Here is a 14,367-nt window from a genome sequence, read left to right as displayed (position 1 = left end):
GTGATGAATCTCGGATTATTTGAGACCCGAGCTTGCAACGCCCTGAATGACGTACTTCTGGGCGAAGATGTAGATGGCCAGCATGGGCAGGATGCTGATGACCGAGCCGGCCATCATGACGTCCCACTGGGTGGTGAACTGGCCCTGCAGGGAGGCGAGGGCGAGGGGCAGCGTCTTGAGCTCCTCGGATCGCAGGATGATGAGCGGCCACAGGAAGCTGTTCCAGCTGCTCATGAACGCGAAGATGCCGAACGTCGCGAGCGCGGGGCGCACCAGCGGCATGATGACGGTCGTGAAGATTCGAAAGTGGCCGGCGCCGTCCAGGCGGGCGGCCTCGTCGAGCTCGTGCGGGACGGTGTTCATGGCCTGCCGCATCAGGAACACGCCAAACGCGCTCGCCATCGACGGCAGCAAGACGCCCAGGTAGGAGTCGATGAGCCCGAGGTCGCGCATCTGGACGAACAGCGGGACTATCAGCACCTGAATGGGAATCATCATGGTCGCGAGGTATACCGCGAAGATGATGTTGCGGCCGGCGAACTCGAAGCGGCTGAACGCGTACGCGGCCATTGAGCTGGTGATGAGCTGGAGCGCCGTGACGACCAGAGCCAGCACCACCGAGTTGATCACCACCCGTGCAAACGGGGTGGCGGTGAACAGCTCGCGGTAGGCATCCAGCGTGGGGTTGGCGGGAATCAGGCTGGGGGTCGACGACAGCCCGGCGCCGCCGGTGAGCGAGGTGGACAGCGTCCAGATGAACGGGAATACCATCACCAGCGCGCCGAGGACGACGACGGAGGTCACGATGACGGAGCGCGAGCGGCTAGACATAGTTGACCCACTTCCGCTCGCCGCGCAGTTGCAGCGCGGTGATGATGAGGACGACGATGAACAGGATCCAGGACAGGGCCGATGCCGCGCCGGCCTCGCCGTAGCGGAACGTGAGGTCGTAGATGCGCTGCACCACTACCTCCGAGGACCCGGCGGGGCCGCCGCCGGTCATCGCATAGACCTGGTCGAAGACCTGGAAGCCGTTGATCAGAGAGATGATCACCACGAAGAAGATGGACGGCGTGAGCAGCGGCAGCGTGACCGACCACAGGCGCCGCCACCAGCGTGCGCCGTCGATGGTCGCGGCCTCGTAGACGTCGGTGGGGATGGCCTGCAGCCCGGCAAGCAGGATGACCATCACGAAGCCCAGGTCCTTCCACGCGCTCGCGAAGATGATCGCGGGCATCGACCACGCTGGGTCGGTCCACCAGCCGGGGCCGTCGATGCCGACCATCTCGAGGCCGCGGTTCACGATGCCGACGGAGGGGTTCAGGAGCCAGCGCCAGACGATGGCCACGGCAATCCAGCTGGTGATGACGGGCAGGAAGTAGAGGCCGCGAAGGAAGTTGCGTCCGCGCATCGCGCGGTTGAGTCCGAGGGCTAGCGCTAGTCCGCCGATGAAGACCAGCGGGAAGTACCCGCCGATGTAGTAGAGCGTGTGGGCGAAGGATGCCCGCGTGTCCGGGTCCTTGGCGAGGTCGACGTAGTTGCCAAGGCCCACCCACGTCATGGGGCCTAGGAGGTCCCACTCGTGCAGGCTCGTCCAGAAGGCCCGGCCCATGGGGTAAAGGGTGAAGAACAACAACGGCAGGGCGGACGGCGCGAGGAAGGCGAGGGCAACCAAGGTGTTGTGGCGCTTGCGGGACCCCGCCGTGACGAGCTTCGGCCTCTTGGGCGGCGCCGCGATCGGCAGCGGCGTCGTCATGACGGCGCTCATGAGCTGCTGTCCTGGTCGACGCGCTCCATGAGCCGTTCCCTGACAAGGCGACCCTGCTCTCCGGAGACTCCGTCCGAGTCGAACGGCGTGCCAAGCACCAGGCATGCCGCGCCCTGCGCCCAGCGGTCGTCCTGCCAGGCCTCGACTGCGACGCGGATGCCGCGGTTGCGCGGGATGACCCCGCCGCGCAGCGCCGGCTCGAAGCCGACGGCCCAGTGGGTCCACGACTCGGCGCCTTCGCCCAGTACCACGATCAGTTCGGGGTCAAGCGTGTTGACGACGCCAGCCACGGCCCGGCCCAGCAGGTAGCCGGCCTCCTCGAGCACGGCCTGAGCCGCGCTATCGCCGCTGGCCGCGGCGCGGTGCAGCGCGGCGATGCCGCCGTCGGGGCCGATCGCGCCTTTGTCGCGCGCGGTGTTGACGAGCGCGCGTTGGCCGATGAGCGACTCGAGGCAGCCGCGGGCGCCGCACTGGCACTCGGGGCCGTCCGCGCGGGTGGGGATGTGGCCGATCTCGCCCGCGTTGCCGGTGTGGCCCCGCACAATCGAGCCGTTCGCCATGACGCCGGCGCCGATTCCCGTTCCGATGGTGACTACGAGGAAGTCGTCCTTGGCCCGGCCCGCGCCGTACAGGGACTCGGCGAGCGCGAGCGCGTTCACGTTGTTGTCGATCAGTACCGGCAGCCCGGTCGCGGCGCGCAGCGCGCCTCCCAGCGGGACCCGGCTCCAACCCAATTGAGTCGAGTCGACGACGTCCTCGCTCTGGTCCTGGACGTTTCCGGGCAGGCCCACTCCGATGCCGAGGATGGTCGCGTGGCGGGAGTCGGCCTGAAACCGCGAGGTGATGTCCGCGACGGCGCTCAGGGCTAGGTGGTCGTGCGCGTCGAACGGCTCGGTGGTGCTCCGGGCCACGACTCCGTCGAGGCCGACCTCGACCAGCGTCACGTGATCGGGGGCGATCTTGAGGCCGATCGCGCCAATCGAAGCGTCCACCAGGCCGAGTAGTTGGGCGGGCCGGCCACCGTTCGACGGCGTCATGTCCAGCTCGCGGACCAGCCCATCGGCGATGAGCACCTTGGAAACCCGCGTGATGAGGGCCGGCGAGAGCCTGAGGGAGCGCGCCAGGTCGGCGCGCGATGCTGATCCGTGGGCCCCGATGTGGGCGAGCACGGCGGAGCGAGTGTTGTCGCTCCGGGCAGATGAAAAGGCCACCGGTTAACTCCTTTGTTTACTAGTAAAGTCACCCTAGAACTAAGTTCCTTACCTTGTCAACAAAGTCAATGTTGCGGTTTGATCTCGGCGCCCAATTCGCCTTCGCGCGGCACCGATGCGGCGCGGCAGGTGCGCGATGGGCCAGTTTGTGTCCATGATGGAGCCGTGAGCAGCGAAGACCTCGAAAACTATGAGACAGACGCGGAGCTAGCGCTTTACCGCGAGTATCGAGACGTGGTGGGCCTGTTCCAGTACGTCGTGGAGACCGAGCGCCGGTTCTACCTGGCCAATAAGGTCGACCTCCAGGTGCGCGCCTCGGGCGGCGACGTCTACTTCGAGGTGACGATGGCCGACGCTTGGGTGTGGGACGTCTATCGCTCCGCCCGCCTCGTCAAGAACGTGCGCGTGGTCACGTTCAAGGACGTCAACATCGAGGAGCTCTCGCAGGACGAGGACGCGATTCCGGACATGGGTCAGCTCCGCAGCAGGTAGGACGCCGCCGCGCTTTACAGTTCGGTGCAGAGTCTGCAACAATGCAGACTATGCAACGAGTTGAAGCGGTGAGGCATGCGTAAGTTGGGCCTGCGGGAGCGCAAGGTGGCCGAGAGCCGCCTGCGAGCACAGCACAGTGCGATCGACCTGTGCCTGGAACACGGGTACGAGGCGGTCACCGTCGACATGATCTGCGAAGCCTCGGAGATCTCCGCCCGCACGTTCTATAACTACTTCGGGACCCGCGAGGCGGCGCTTCTTGGCGATGCCAAGCCGATGCCGTCGGAGGAGCTGATCGTCGGCTACATCGAGCGCGCCGCGGCGAGCGAGGTAGAGGAGTTCGCCACCCTCATCGCTCAGACATTCGACGCGGAGAAGATCGACCGCGACCTGGTCCGCAAGCGCCGGCAGCTGCTGGACGCCGAGCCCCAGCTCGCCACGCTCAACTTCGTGCGAATCTCAGAGGCCCGCGGCCAGTTCGCTCAGATCGTGGGGCGTCGTGTCGCGCACAGGGAGCCAGAGTTGTCGGCCCAAGACGCCGCCCGGCAGGCGCACTTCATCGTCGGCGTCACCATGGGCGCCATGCAGGAGATCGGCCGCGGCTGGCTGCACGGCCACACCGACATGTCTATGAACGAGTACCTCAACGAGGCGTTCGTCACCATTCGTCACATCACCCAATCCCCGCGTCCCAGTGACGCGAGCATTTCCTAGAGAAGAGAACCGCATGAGTCCCCAAACCGAGGCGTCGCCACCCGCGACGACCGAGGAGGCCCTCGACCGCAAGCACATCCTGCTTGTCTTCGTTGGCCTCATCCTGGCGATGCTGCTCGCAGCCCTCGACCAGATGATTTTCTCCACCGCACTGCCCACTGTTGTGGGTGACCTAGGTGGGGTCGAGCACATGCTGTGGGTGACCACTGCGTACATCCTGGCCGCGACCATCATGATGCCGGTTTACGGCAAGCTGGGCGACCTGTTCGGCCGCAAGAGCCTGTTCATCTTCGCGATTTCCATCTTCATGGTCGGATCGATCGTGGGTGGACTCGCGCAGGGGATGCCCGAACTGATCGCGGGTCGCGCGATCCAGGGCCTGGGCGGCGGTGGCCTGATGATCCTGGCGCAGGCGATCATCGCCGATGTCGTCCCCGCGCGTGAGCGCGGCAAGTACATGGGGGTCATGGGCGGCGTGTTCGCCCTGGCTTCGGTGGCCGGGCCCCTCCTGGGTGGCTACTTCACCGAGTCGCTGAGCTGGCGCTGGTGCTTCTGGATTAACATCCCGCTGGGCATCGCCGCGATCATCTCGGCAGTGCTCTTCCTGCACCTGCCCAAGCGGACGCAGGGCAAGCCCAAGATCGACGTCGCCGGCATGGTGGCCCTTGCCGTCGCATCGGCCGCGATTGTGCTGGCCACCTCGCTGGGCGGCAATACCTACGACTGGGGTTCGGTCCAGATCATCAGCCTGTGGGTCATCGGCGCGGTTGTTGGCGTCGCCTTCGTCCTCATCGAGAAGAACGCGTCCGAGCCGGTCATGCCGCTGTACCTTTTCAAGAAGCGCAACTTCAACCTCACCACGGGCGCTGGCCTCATCACCGGTATCGCGATGTTCGGCGCACTGGCGTACATGCCCACGTACCTGCAGATGGTGACGGGCGTGACGGCGACGCAGGCCGGGCTGCTCATGATTCCGATGATGGCTGCGATGCTGATCACGTCGATCGGCTCGGGCCAGTTTGTGAGCAAGACGGGGCGGTACAAGTTCCTGCCCGTGGTCGGCTCCTTGTTCATCGCGCTCGGGCTGTTCCTGCTGTCCACCATGACGCCGGGCACGCCGCTGTGGCTGCGCTGCGTGTTCCTCGCCACGATGGGCCTCGGTCTTGGCCTCACCATGCAGCTGCTGGTACTCATCGTGCAGAACTCGTTCCCCGTCTCCGCGGTCGGCACGGCGACGGCGTCGAACAACTACTTCCGTCAGATCGGCGCCTCGATTGGCGCCGCCGCGGTGGGCAGCTTGTTCACGTCGCGGCTTATTGAGTTCCTCGGCGATAGCCTGCCGGCCTCCGTCGCCACCAGTGGCGACCTGAACTCAATCACGCCGTCCGCGGTGCAGTCCATGCCGCCGGAGATCCAGGACGCCATCGTCAACTCGTACAACGACGCGCTCACGCCCGTGTTCCTGCTGATGGTGCCGCTAGTGCTCGTCAGCTTTGTGCTGCTGCTGTTCGTCAAGGAGGAGAAGTTGGCCACCACCATCGAGCGTGACGTGGTGCCAGAGTCCTTCGAGATTGACGGTTCGTCGAACGCGTACCTCGACACGCACGAGCTCGAGACGGTTGCCGTTGGCGCCGATGGTGCCGTTGCCGACAATGCTGCCGATGCGACGGGTGGCGATTCCCGGAGGTAGCTTCCGCACGAAGACAGGCCCCCGTGGCTCGGCGTTCGCCGAGATGCGGGGGCTTTGTGGTTCCTTGGCGGGGGCGCATTTGAGGTGACGCGAGGGAGGCGGGCGCACGAGGTGCCTCGTCGCGCGGTCTGGTCACGCGCGGTCTGGTCGCGCGCGGTGGCGCCGCACGTGGTCGCTCCACGCATGGTGTCGCCGCACCGTTGTGCACAGGGCGGGGCGCCGGCCGCGTCGTCCGCCGATGCGGGTGCGGGCACGCGGGGGGAGGCGAGCCCGCGCGAGGCTCGCTTCAGGAGGTGGCACATGGCCGCGAAGGACGAGGTGGGCCGCTACGGCGAGGACCTAGCGGCACGGTCGCTGTCCGAGCAGGGGTGGGAGGTGCTCGCGCGGAACTGGAGATGCGCACAAGGCGAACTGGATATCGTGGCGGTCGACGGCGAATATCTGGTCGCGGTAGAGGTCAAGACGCGGCGCAGTGCGGCATTTGGCAGCCCGCAGGAGGCGGTTACCCCGCGCAAGCTGCAACGCATCCGGCGCCTGGTTTCCGCATGGCTAGCGTCGCAGGATCGTTCGTTTCCCGCGGTTCGGGTGGACGTAGTCGCGGTGACGCTGCCCCACGCGGGCGCGGCGTGCGTCGAGCACCTGCGGGGTGTCGAGTGATTGGCCGGACGCGCTCCATTGCGCTCGCGGGACTGACGGGGCACGTGATCGACGTCGAGGCGCATTTGGCGGCGTCGCTTCCCGCGTTTGCAATAGTCGGGCTTCCCGATGCGTCGCTGAGCGAATCTCGCGACCGGGTGCGCGCGGCGGTGACCAGCTCGGGCCTGGCGTGGCCCACGAGGCGAATTACCGTCAACCTGTCGCCCGCCTCGCTGCCCAAGTCCGGATCGATGACGGATCTCGCAATAGCAGTCAGCGTGATGGCGGCGGCCGGAATGGTGGATGCGGCTACGGCCTCCCGAGCCGTTCATCTGGGGGAGTTGGGCCTAGACGGGAGGGTTCGTCCGGTGCGTGGGGTGCTGCCGGCTGTGGTGGCGGCAGTTGGCTCCGGGTGCCCGCGAGTGGTGGTGCCAGCAGGCAATGCGGAGGAGGCGCGACTCGTGCCCGGGGCGCAGGTGCATGCGGTCGCGTCTCTCGCGGACCTCGCGCGCGACTACGGAAACGACGAGGCGCGGCCGTCCTCGACCGAGCCCGTCGTCGCGCCGGTGATCGCGCGGCACGCTGTAGATGCGCTCGACTTGGCGGAGGTGCGCGGACAACACGAGGCTCGCTGGGCACTCGAGGTGGCCGCTGCTGGCGGTCACCACCTGCTGATGTTGGGCCCGCCTGGTGCGGGCAAGACCATGTTGGCGGCGCGCTTGCCCACCATCCTTCCTAACCTCAGTGCGGCCGATGCGGTGGCCGCCACCGCAGTCCATTCGTTGGCTGGAACATTCGATCCGGAGCAGGGGCTGCTGTCGCGGCCTCCCTTCGAGGCGCCGCACCACAGTGCGTCTGCGGCTTCCATCGTGGGGGGAGGGTCGCTCATGGCGCGCCCCGGGGCGATCTCCCGGGCGCACGGCGGGGTGCTGTTCCTCGACGAGGCGCCCGAGTTTGCGACTCGAGTGCTCCAGACCCTGCGCCAGCCGCTTGAGGACGGCGAGGTGGTGCTGCACCGGGCCCAGGGGGCGGCACGCTATCCCGCGCGGTTTCAGCTCGTGCTGGCGGCAAACCCCTGTCCGTGCGGCCGCTACTACGGCACGGGGGCCGACTGCTCCTGCACGCCGATGGCCCGCCGGCGCTACATGGGGCGGCTGTCTGGGCCGCTGCTCGACCGCATCGACCTGCACGTGGACGTGCAACCCGTGCGCCGTGACGCGGAAGAGGAGGCTGAGTCGAGCGCCCGGGTGGCAGAGCGGGTTCGCATCGCACGGGGCGCCATGACCGAGCGGCTGAGCGCCCACGGGTGGCAGGTGAACTCGCAGGCCAACGGGGTCTGGCTGCGCGCCAACACTCCGCGTGAGGTGATGAGGCCCGTCTACGCCGCCATGGATCGCGGGGCACTCACCGCGCGCGGCGTCGACCGCGCATTGCGAGTGGCGTGGACGCTGGCGGACCTCGAGGGCGCGCCCACGCCAGCGCTGGGCCACGTCAACCAGGCGATGACCCTGCGCACTCGGGAGGTGGCGGCATGAGCGAGCGGGAGCGAGTGGGCGCCGACGCGGACGCTGCGGCAGACGCCGACGCCCTGGTGGCGTGGAGCGCGCTCGCGGAGCCCGCGGACGTCGGCGCGGCGTGGCTGGTGGCCACGCTCGGACCCGCGCGGGCGCTGGCCTGGGTCAGGAGAGTCGCCGACAACCCCGTGGCCGCGACCATGGAACTCGCCCCCATCGCCCCCGCGGCGCAAGTGAATGAGGCCTTCAAGATCAGCGAGAAATGGGTGGCTCGGCTGGACGTGGCGGACCCGCAGGCGCACCGCGAGCGCGCGCACAAGTGTGGGGCGCGAGTCGTCGTGCGTGGGGGTGCTGAATGGCCCCGATGCCTCGACGACCTGGGGCCGGTCGCGCCCTTCGCGCTGTGGGTACGGGGCTCCGGAAACCTGGGGGCGCTCATGGACAACGGGATCGCGATCGTGGGGGCGAGGTCCGCAACCGCCTATGGCGAGCACGTCACGTCGACGATTGCGGCAGAGCTGGCGGACAGGGGAGCCACGGTGGTCTCGGGTGGCGCTTACGGGATAGATGCCTCGGCGCACAGGACCGCGCTCGCGGTGGGAGAGCCGACCGTCGCGGTGATGGCGGGAGGCGTCGATCGCCTCTACCCGGCAGGAAACTCCGACATGCTCGAGCGGGTGCTCGACGGGGGAGTGGCCGTCAGCGAGGTGCCCCCGGGATATGCGCCGCACCGAGCGCGGTTCCTCTCGCGCAATCGAGTCATCGCCACGGCACGCGCGACCGTTGTGGTCGAGGCGGCGCTTCGCTCGGGAGCGCTCAGTACCGCTCGCCATGCGGCCGCGATGATCCGGCCGGTCGGGGCGGTTCCTGGGCCAGTGACGTCGGCGTCCTCCGCGGGATGTCACGGACTCATCCGCGACGGGCTCGCGCAGTTGGTGACGTGCGGCGCGGACGTGCTCGCGCTAGCCGAACCGCTGGGCTCGCAGGGGGCCGATGCTCCGCGGGATGAGGAACGCGACCTACGCCACGAGTTTGCGGACACCGACCAACGCCAGGCCTACGGCGCGATAGGCCGCAGGCGAGCGGCCGTCGAGGGCATCGCGAAGGAGGCCGGACTCACGCTCGCCCAGACGCGAGCGGCGCTCGGGGGACTCGAGATGGCGGGTTTGGCGCGACGCGAGGCGGGACTCTGGGTGCGACGAGAAGCGCGATAGTGGCGCAATATTCGGACAAAACGGCACAAAGTGGGGTTGAGACACGAAACTGATGTGACAAATGTGACTCAAGGGGTTGATTTGACGGGTGTGACGGTGCCAGAGTGTCGTTATGCCGATAACGCACGAGGTAACCACCAGCGAATTGCTGACGCGCTTTGAGCGCCACCTGGTGCATCAGCGCGGCCTCGCGGCGAACACAGTGCGGGCCTACCTCGGCGACATGGCGCACCTCGTCGGTTTCGAGGGCAGCGTTGCCGGAACATCGTCGGCGGATACCGAGAATTCCCAGGTAGACGAGCTTCTTCGGTCGCTCGGTATCGCCGAGTTGAGGGCCTGGCTCGCATCGATGGCGGCCGACGGGCTAAGCCGGACCACTCTTGCTCGCCGCGGCGCCTCGGTGAGGGCTTTCTACGCCTGGGCGGAGGAGGCTGAGGAGATCGTTCCCAACCCGGCCGCCCGTCTGGCCTCGGCCCGTCCGGCCACGACGATCCCCACCGTCATGAGTCCCGCGGACGTGATCACGCTGCTGCACGCCGCGCAGACACGGGCCGACGACGGCAACCCCCTTCACCTGCGTGACTGGGCGGCGGCGGAGATGCTCTACGCCACCGGAATGCGGGTGGGCGAACTAGCCGGGGCCAACGTCCGCGATGTCGACCTCGACGAGCACCTGGTTCGCGTGATGGGCAAGGGCAATAAAGAGCGCGTGGTTCCCTTTGGGGTCCCGGCTGCACTCGCCGCTTCCGAATGGCTCGAGCACGGGCGACCCCAGTTGGTCAGTTCCGTCACCGACTCCGCGTTCCTGTTGGGGCGTCGAGGCCACCGCGTCGACCAGCGTCAGATTCGCGAGTCGATCCATCAGCTGTGCGCGTTCGCCGAGATCGGCGACATCGCGCCGCACGGGCTGCGTCACACCGCGGCGACCCATCTTTTGCACGGCGGTTCGGACCTCCGATCCGTCCAGGAGGTGCTGGGTCACGCCAGCCTCACCACCACTCAGAGGTACACGCACGTGTCCGCGGAACGCCTTCGGGCCACCTACCAACTCGCGCACCCGCGCGCCTAGGGAGATCAATGTCCACCCTGAACACAGTGCTCACGGAGCTAGCAGAGGCGCCCGCGCCGATGCCTACGCGACGGTTGGCCCCGCTCCAAGACGACGTGGTGACGGGCTGGTGGCTCGGGCTCAAGGAGGGCGAGGCAGCGGCGCGCAAGGAGTCCCGTGACGCGCTGATCACTCACTTCGCGCCGGTAGTCACCCAGGTGGCCTCGCGCATGATCGGGCGCCTGCCTGACACGGTTGAGCTCGGTGACCTCGTTTCCTATGGGATGTTCGGACTCATCGACGCGATCGAAAAGTTTGAACTGGACCGCGGCTTCAAGTTCGAGACCTACGCGTCCACTCGCATCCGCGGCGCAATCATCGACGAGCTCCGCGCCGCTGACTGGGTGCCGCGTTCCGTCCGCTCCAAGGCGCGCACTGTCGAGCAGGCCACTCGCACGCTCGAGCAAGAACTCATGCGCCCCATCACCGACAAGGACGTTGCTGAACGCGTCGGCTGGAAGACGAGCGAGGTGCGCACCGTACGCGCGCAAGTCGCACTCAGCCATGTTGCCGCGCTCGACACGTTGGGCACCTCCGACTCGGACACCTCAGCCATCGACACGGTGGTCTCGCTCTCCGTGCCAGGTGCCTTTGCGTCAGTCGAGGCCCAGGAAACGCGACTCTTGCTCGCTACTGCCGTGCAGGATGTGCGAGACCGTGAGCAGGAGGTGCTGCGGCTCTACTACTACGAGAACCTCACGCTGTCTCAGATCGGGCAGATACTCGGCGTGACCGAGTCGCGTGTCAGCCAGATTCACTCGGGCGCGGTTCGCAAACTCCGTGAGAGCCTGCTCAAGACCGGTGCATTTTCGTAGCAAGTCTGCAAGTCCGCAAGCCCGCAAGTCTGCAAGCCCGCTAGTTCACCAGAGAGCTCACTGGTCGTCCCGACTCGGTCAGCTCGCGAACTCTCCGTTAGGGCACGTGGACTACTTTCCGCGCAGGGGCAGCAGTCGAATGGGTCCAAATCCCACCAGCCAATCGAGCGGGTCGAGGTACTCGTCGCCATCGCGCAGCCCCCAGTGCAGGCAGTGACTCGGGGCGCAGTGGCTCGCCGCGGCCGTGGACTCCACCTTGCCCACGACCTGGCCCTGGCTGACCCGTGCGCCCTGGGCGAGCGTCGAGGACGCCGGCTCGAGAGACGCGCGCAGGCCAACGTCCAGGTCGATGCTGAGCACCCCTCGATTCACCACTTTGCCGACGAACACCACCGTCCCAGCGCCGGGGGAGCGGATGTCCGCCCCAGGCGAGGTGAACAGATCGATGCCACGATGTCCCGCGTGCCATGGCTCGGGAGGCGGATCGAAGAGCCTCGAGGCGCGCAACGGCGCCACCGGTGGGCCCAACACAGGTCGCGCCCCGTCGGCACCGGGGGCGACCCCTGACGTTGGCCGCTCATCGGAGAAGGCGCCGTCGGTCTCAGGGGTGACCTTTGCGATCAGCCTTCGGTCGGAGGAGGCGCGGTCGACTGTTTCCGCACCAGCACCCGCACCCATGCCGTTACCCACGCCTACGCCTACGCCTACGCCTACGCCGTCACCCACACCCACGCCGATGCTCTCGCCCACGCTCACGCCGACGCTCTCGCCCACGCTCACGCTCACGCCGACGCCCTCGCCCACGCTCACGTCGATGCCTTGCGCCGAGCCGAGGCCCACCAGCGATAGCGCGGCAGCGAGTGTGAGGGCGACCCACGCCCGCGTATGTTTCATATGATCATCGTGACGCCGTAACCGGGCGGCTACTTGGCCCCGTTTCCCTATCGGTGGACGGCGCTCTGACACGCGGGGCCTGTGCACGCCAGCGGTCGCGTGTGTGCCGCACCGTCGGGTAGCATTAACCCTGCATCCGGCATGCCCGGATGACTTCGCGCATCATTCGCCACTGGTTCGGCCTCACGGTCGAGACGTTGGCGCCGGAATGGCAAGGTCCGAGTTCGCTCGGTGCCAGACCGCGTTGGTGCTAGGGGCGGACCCACCTGGGAACGCCATCAACCGAACTATCGGGGGAGCCCATCGGGCAACCCCGAACTAAGCACGCACGCCAATTGAGGCGTGCAGATAAGGACGAGCCATGGCCGTTGTGACCATGCGCGAGCTGCTCGATTCGGGCGTCCACTTTGGACACCAGACCAGCCGCTGGAACCCCAAGATGAAGCGCTTCATTTTCACTGAGCGCAATGGCATCTACATCATTGACCTGCAGCAGTCGCTCGGAATGATCGACAAGGCGTACACCTTTGTGCGCGACACGGTCGCTCACGGCGGAACGGTGCTGTTCGTCGGCACCAAGCGCCAGGGCCAGGAGCAGATCGCTGAGCAGGCCGTTCGCGTGGGCATGCCCTACGTCAACGAGCGCTGGCTCGGCGGAATGCTGACCAACTTCCAGACCGTCTCCAAGCGCGTGACGCGCCTCAAGGAGCTCGAGCTCGTTGACTTCGACGATGTGGCCGCTTCCGGTCGCACCAAGAAGGAACTGCTCATGATGCGCCGCGAGCGCGACAAGCTTGCCAAGGTCCTCACGGGTATCCGTGACATGCCCAAGGTTCCGTCGGTCATCTGGATCGTCGACACCAACAAGGAGCACCTGGCAGTTGACGAGGCACGCAAGCTCGGCATCCCCGTGGTCGGCATCCTCGACTCCAACTGCGACCCGGACGACGTCCAGTACGGCATCCCCGGAAACGACGACGCTATCCGCGCCGTGGGCCTGCTCACCCGTGTGATCGCTGACGCGGTCGCCGAGGGTCTCAAGATCCGCCACACCCCCAAGGCCGCTGACGACGCGGAGGCAACCGGCGAAGCCGAGCCCCTCGCTGAGTGGGAGCAGGAGCTCCTCGACGGCAAGAAGGATGAGACGAAGTCCGAAGACTCCAAGGACGACGCGAAGACCGCGGACGCTAAGGACGAGGCAGTTGCCGAGGCCCCCGCTGCCGAGGAGAAGGCTGCTGACACCACCGAGGCCCCCGCGGCCGAGGAGCAGGCTGCAGAGACCACCGAGGCTGTCGCCGAGGAAAAGCCTGCTGCCAAGAAGCCCGCCCCCAAGGCTGCTGCCAAGAAGGACGACGCTGACGAGGCCAAGGCCGACAAGCCTGCCGCCAAGAAGCCCGCTCCTAAGAAGCCCGCAGCTACGACAGACGAGAAGTAAGGAACGCATCTATGGCGAACTACACCGTTGCTGACATCCAGACGCTCCGCGAGCGCACTGGTGCAGGCATGCTCAACGTCAAGACGGCACTCGACGAGGCTGATGGCGACCTGGACAAGGCCGTCGACATCCTGCGCGTCAAGGGCCTCAAGGGCGTCACCAAGCGCGAGGGCCGCTCGGCCTCCGAAGGTCTTGTGCTGACCTCCATCGAGGACGCCGACGGCGGCCAGGTGGGCACGCTCATCGAGATCAACTGCGAGACCGACTTCGTGGCGAAGAACGACAAGTTCCTCGCCTTCGCCCAGAAGGTTCTGACTGCAGTTACTGCAGCCGGCGCTGACTCGGCCGAGGCAGCGCTCGCCGCTGACATCGACGGCTCGACCGTGCAGTCGTTCATCGACGAGAACGCGGGCATGCTGGGCGAGAAGATCGTCCTGCGCCGCGTGGCTCGGATCGAGGCACCCGTGGTCAAGGAATACCTGCACCGCACCAACAAGGACCTGCCCGCGCAGGTCGGCGTTCTGGTCGGAGCCGACGAGAAGGCAGGCGAGGTCGCACGCGACATCGCAATGCACATCGCCGCGTACACCCCCACGTACCTCAACCGTGACGCGGTTCCGGCCGATGTGGTCGCGAACGAGCGTCGTGTTGCCGAGGAGACGGCCAAGGGAGAAGGCAAGCCCGAGGCTGCCATGCCCAAGATCGTCGAAGGTCGCATGACGGGCTTCTTCAAGGAGAACACCCTGGTTGACCAGGCGTTCGCGAAGGACCCCAAGACCACGGTCGGCAAGGTCATCGAGAACACTGGCGGCGAGGTTTCGGCCTTCGCTCGCTTCCGTGTGGGAGCCTAGTCACAACAGCTTTTAACTAAACGCG

14 protein-coding genes are annotated in these 14,367 nt (G+C 66.9%); 10 read left to right on the top strand and 4 right to left on the bottom strand.

The annotated features are described in order from the left end of the window. Positions 1 to 15: 15 nt before the first annotated feature. Genes ACQU6B_RS08480 through ACQU6B_RS08470 form a run of 3 tightly spaced genes read right to left on the bottom strand, consistent with a single transcriptional unit; the run spans position 16 to position 2,979 of the window. Positions 16 to 831 carry a carbohydrate ABC transporter permease gene (locus ACQU6B_RS08480; protein WP_430867114.1) on the bottom strand — a complete coding sequence of 272 codons (816 nt, stop codon included), beginning with the start codon at positions 829 to 831 and terminating at the stop codon, positions 16 to 18. Continuing rightward, positions 824 to 1,768 carry a carbohydrate ABC transporter permease gene (locus tag ACQU6B_RS08475; RefSeq protein ID WP_430867113.1) on the bottom strand — a complete coding sequence of 315 codons (945 nt, stop codon included), beginning with the start codon at positions 1,766 to 1,768 and terminating at the stop codon, positions 824 to 826. Before ACQU6B_RS08475 ends, ACQU6B_RS08480 begins: the two co-directional genes overlap by 8 nt. Next, a complete protein-coding gene (locus tag ACQU6B_RS08470) occupies positions 1,765 to 2,979 on the bottom strand; it encodes an ROK family protein (RefSeq protein WP_430867112.1) in 1,215 nt (404 codons plus the stop codon). Before ACQU6B_RS08470 ends, ACQU6B_RS08475 begins: the two co-directional genes overlap by 4 nt. A gap of 165 nt (positions 2,980 to 3,144) precedes the next feature. Between ACQU6B_RS08470 and ACQU6B_RS08465 the strand changes: the two genes are divergently transcribed. The 8 genes from ACQU6B_RS08465 (at position 3,145) to ACQU6B_RS08430 (ending at position 11,162) form a co-directional block, all read left to right on the top strand. After that, entirely contained in the window at positions 3,145 to 3,471 is a 327-nt protein-coding gene (locus ACQU6B_RS08465; RefSeq protein WP_430867111.1) for a DUF2469 domain-containing protein, read from the top strand. Between the two features lie 75 nt (positions 3,472 to 3,546). Beyond that, the gene (locus tag ACQU6B_RS08460; protein WP_430867110.1) at positions 3,547 to 4,185 is read left to right on the top strand and encodes a TetR/AcrR family transcriptional regulator; all 639 of its coding nucleotides are present in this window, start codon (positions 3,547 to 3,549) and stop codon (positions 4,183 to 4,185) included. A 13-nt stretch (positions 4,186 to 4,198) separates the two neighbouring features. Further along, the gene (locus ACQU6B_RS08455) at positions 4,199 to 5,875 is read left to right on the top strand and encodes an MDR family MFS transporter (protein WP_430867109.1); all 1,677 of its coding nucleotides are present in this window, start codon (positions 4,199 to 4,201) and stop codon (positions 5,873 to 5,875) included. A gap of 300 nt (positions 5,876 to 6,175) precedes the next feature. After that, positions 6,176 to 6,532, top strand: coding sequence for a YraN family protein (locus ACQU6B_RS08450; protein WP_430867108.1), 357 nt, complete (start codon positions 6,176 to 6,178; stop codon positions 6,530 to 6,532). Continuing rightward, a complete protein-coding gene (locus ACQU6B_RS08445; protein WP_430867107.1) occupies positions 6,529 to 8,046 on the top strand; it encodes a YifB family Mg chelatase-like AAA ATPase in 1,518 nt (505 codons plus the stop codon). The genes ACQU6B_RS08450 and ACQU6B_RS08445 overlap by 4 nt, the downstream gene beginning before the upstream one ends. Then, on the top strand, positions 8,043 to 9,239 hold the full coding sequence (gene dprA / locus ACQU6B_RS08440; RefSeq protein WP_430867106.1) for a DNA-processing protein DprA: 1,197 nt from the start codon (positions 8,043 to 8,045) through the stop codon (positions 9,237 to 9,239). Before ACQU6B_RS08445 ends, dprA begins: the two co-directional genes overlap by 4 nt. 112 nt (positions 9,240 to 9,351) lie before the next feature. Beyond that, a complete protein-coding gene (locus ACQU6B_RS08435) occupies positions 9,352 to 10,308 on the top strand; it encodes a tyrosine recombinase XerC (RefSeq protein ID WP_430867105.1) in 957 nt (318 codons plus the stop codon). 8 nt (positions 10,309 to 10,316) lie between these two features. Beyond that, complete coding sequence (locus tag ACQU6B_RS08430) at positions 10,317 to 11,162, top strand: FliA/WhiG family RNA polymerase sigma factor (protein WP_430867104.1); 846 nt, start codon at positions 10,317 to 10,319, stop codon at positions 11,160 to 11,162. A gap of 111 nt (positions 11,163 to 11,273) precedes the next feature. Here ACQU6B_RS08430 and ACQU6B_RS08425 read toward each other — a convergent pair whose 3' ends face one another. Continuing rightward, positions 11,274 to 12,056: a M23 family metallopeptidase gene (locus ACQU6B_RS08425; protein ID WP_430867103.1), complete on the bottom strand. Its 783-nt coding sequence runs from the start codon at positions 12,054 to 12,056 to the stop codon at positions 11,274 to 11,276. 361 nt (positions 12,057 to 12,417) lie between these two features. Between ACQU6B_RS08425 and rpsB the strand changes: the two genes are divergently transcribed. Together rpsB and tsf are read left to right on the top strand one after the other, a co-directional pair. Continuing rightward, positions 12,418 to 13,491, top strand: a complete 1,074-nt coding sequence (rpsB, locus tag ACQU6B_RS08420) for a 30S ribosomal protein S2 (protein ID WP_430867102.1) — start codon at positions 12,418 to 12,420, stop codon at positions 13,489 to 13,491. Between the two features lie 11 nt (positions 13,492 to 13,502). Further along, entirely contained in the window at positions 13,503 to 14,342 is an 840-nt protein-coding gene (gene tsf / locus ACQU6B_RS08415) for a translation elongation factor Ts (protein ID WP_430867101.1), read from the top strand. Positions 14,343 to 14,367: the final 25 nt, after the last annotated feature.

The organism is Demequina aurantiaca (genome assembly GCF_050598105.1).
Lineage (GTDB): Bacteria > Actinomycetota > Actinomycetes > Actinomycetales > Demequinaceae > Demequina > Demequina aurantiaca_A.
The sequence above is the reverse complement of the archived record's forward strand: the minus strand, read 5'-3'. Positions and strand labels throughout refer to the sequence as shown.

Bases quoted from the DNA above. Each gene is read 5' to 3' on its own strand.
- ACQU6B_RS08480 (WP_430867114.1), bottom strand. From the start codon at position 831: ATGTCTAGCCGCTCGCGCTCCGTCATCGTGACCTCCGTCGTCGTCCTC.
- ACQU6B_RS08475 (WP_430867113.1), bottom strand. From the start codon at position 1,768: ATGAGCGCCGTCATGACGACGCCGCTGCCGATCGCGGCGCCGCCCAAG.
- ACQU6B_RS08460 (WP_430867110.1), top strand. From the start codon at position 3,547: ATGCGTAAGTTGGGCCTGCGGGAGCGCAAGGTGGCCGAGAGCCGCCTG.
- ACQU6B_RS08455 (WP_430867109.1), top strand. From the start codon at position 4,199: ATGAGTCCCCAAACCGAGGCGTCGCCACCCGCGACGACCGAGGAGGCC.
- ACQU6B_RS08450 (WP_430867108.1), top strand. From the start codon at position 6,176: ATGGCCGCGAAGGACGAGGTGGGCCGCTACGGCGAGGACCTAGCGGCA.
- dprA (WP_430867106.1), top strand. From the start codon at position 8,043: ATGAGCGAGCGGGAGCGAGTGGGCGCCGACGCGGACGCTGCGGCAGAC.
- ACQU6B_RS08435 (WP_430867105.1), top strand. From the start codon at position 9,352: ATGCCGATAACGCACGAGGTAACCACCAGCGAATTGCTGACGCGCTTT.
- ACQU6B_RS08430 (WP_430867104.1), top strand. From the start codon at position 10,317: ATGTCCACCCTGAACACAGTGCTCACGGAGCTAGCAGAGGCGCCCGCG.
- ACQU6B_RS08425 (WP_430867103.1), bottom strand. From the start codon at position 12,056: ATGAAACATACGCGGGCGTGGGTCGCCCTCACACTCGCTGCCGCGCTA.
- rpsB (WP_430867102.1), top strand. From the start codon at position 12,418: ATGGCCGTTGTGACCATGCGCGAGCTGCTCGATTCGGGCGTCCACTTT.
- tsf (WP_430867101.1), top strand. From the start codon at position 13,503: ATGGCGAACTACACCGTTGCTGACATCCAGACGCTCCGCGAGCGCACT.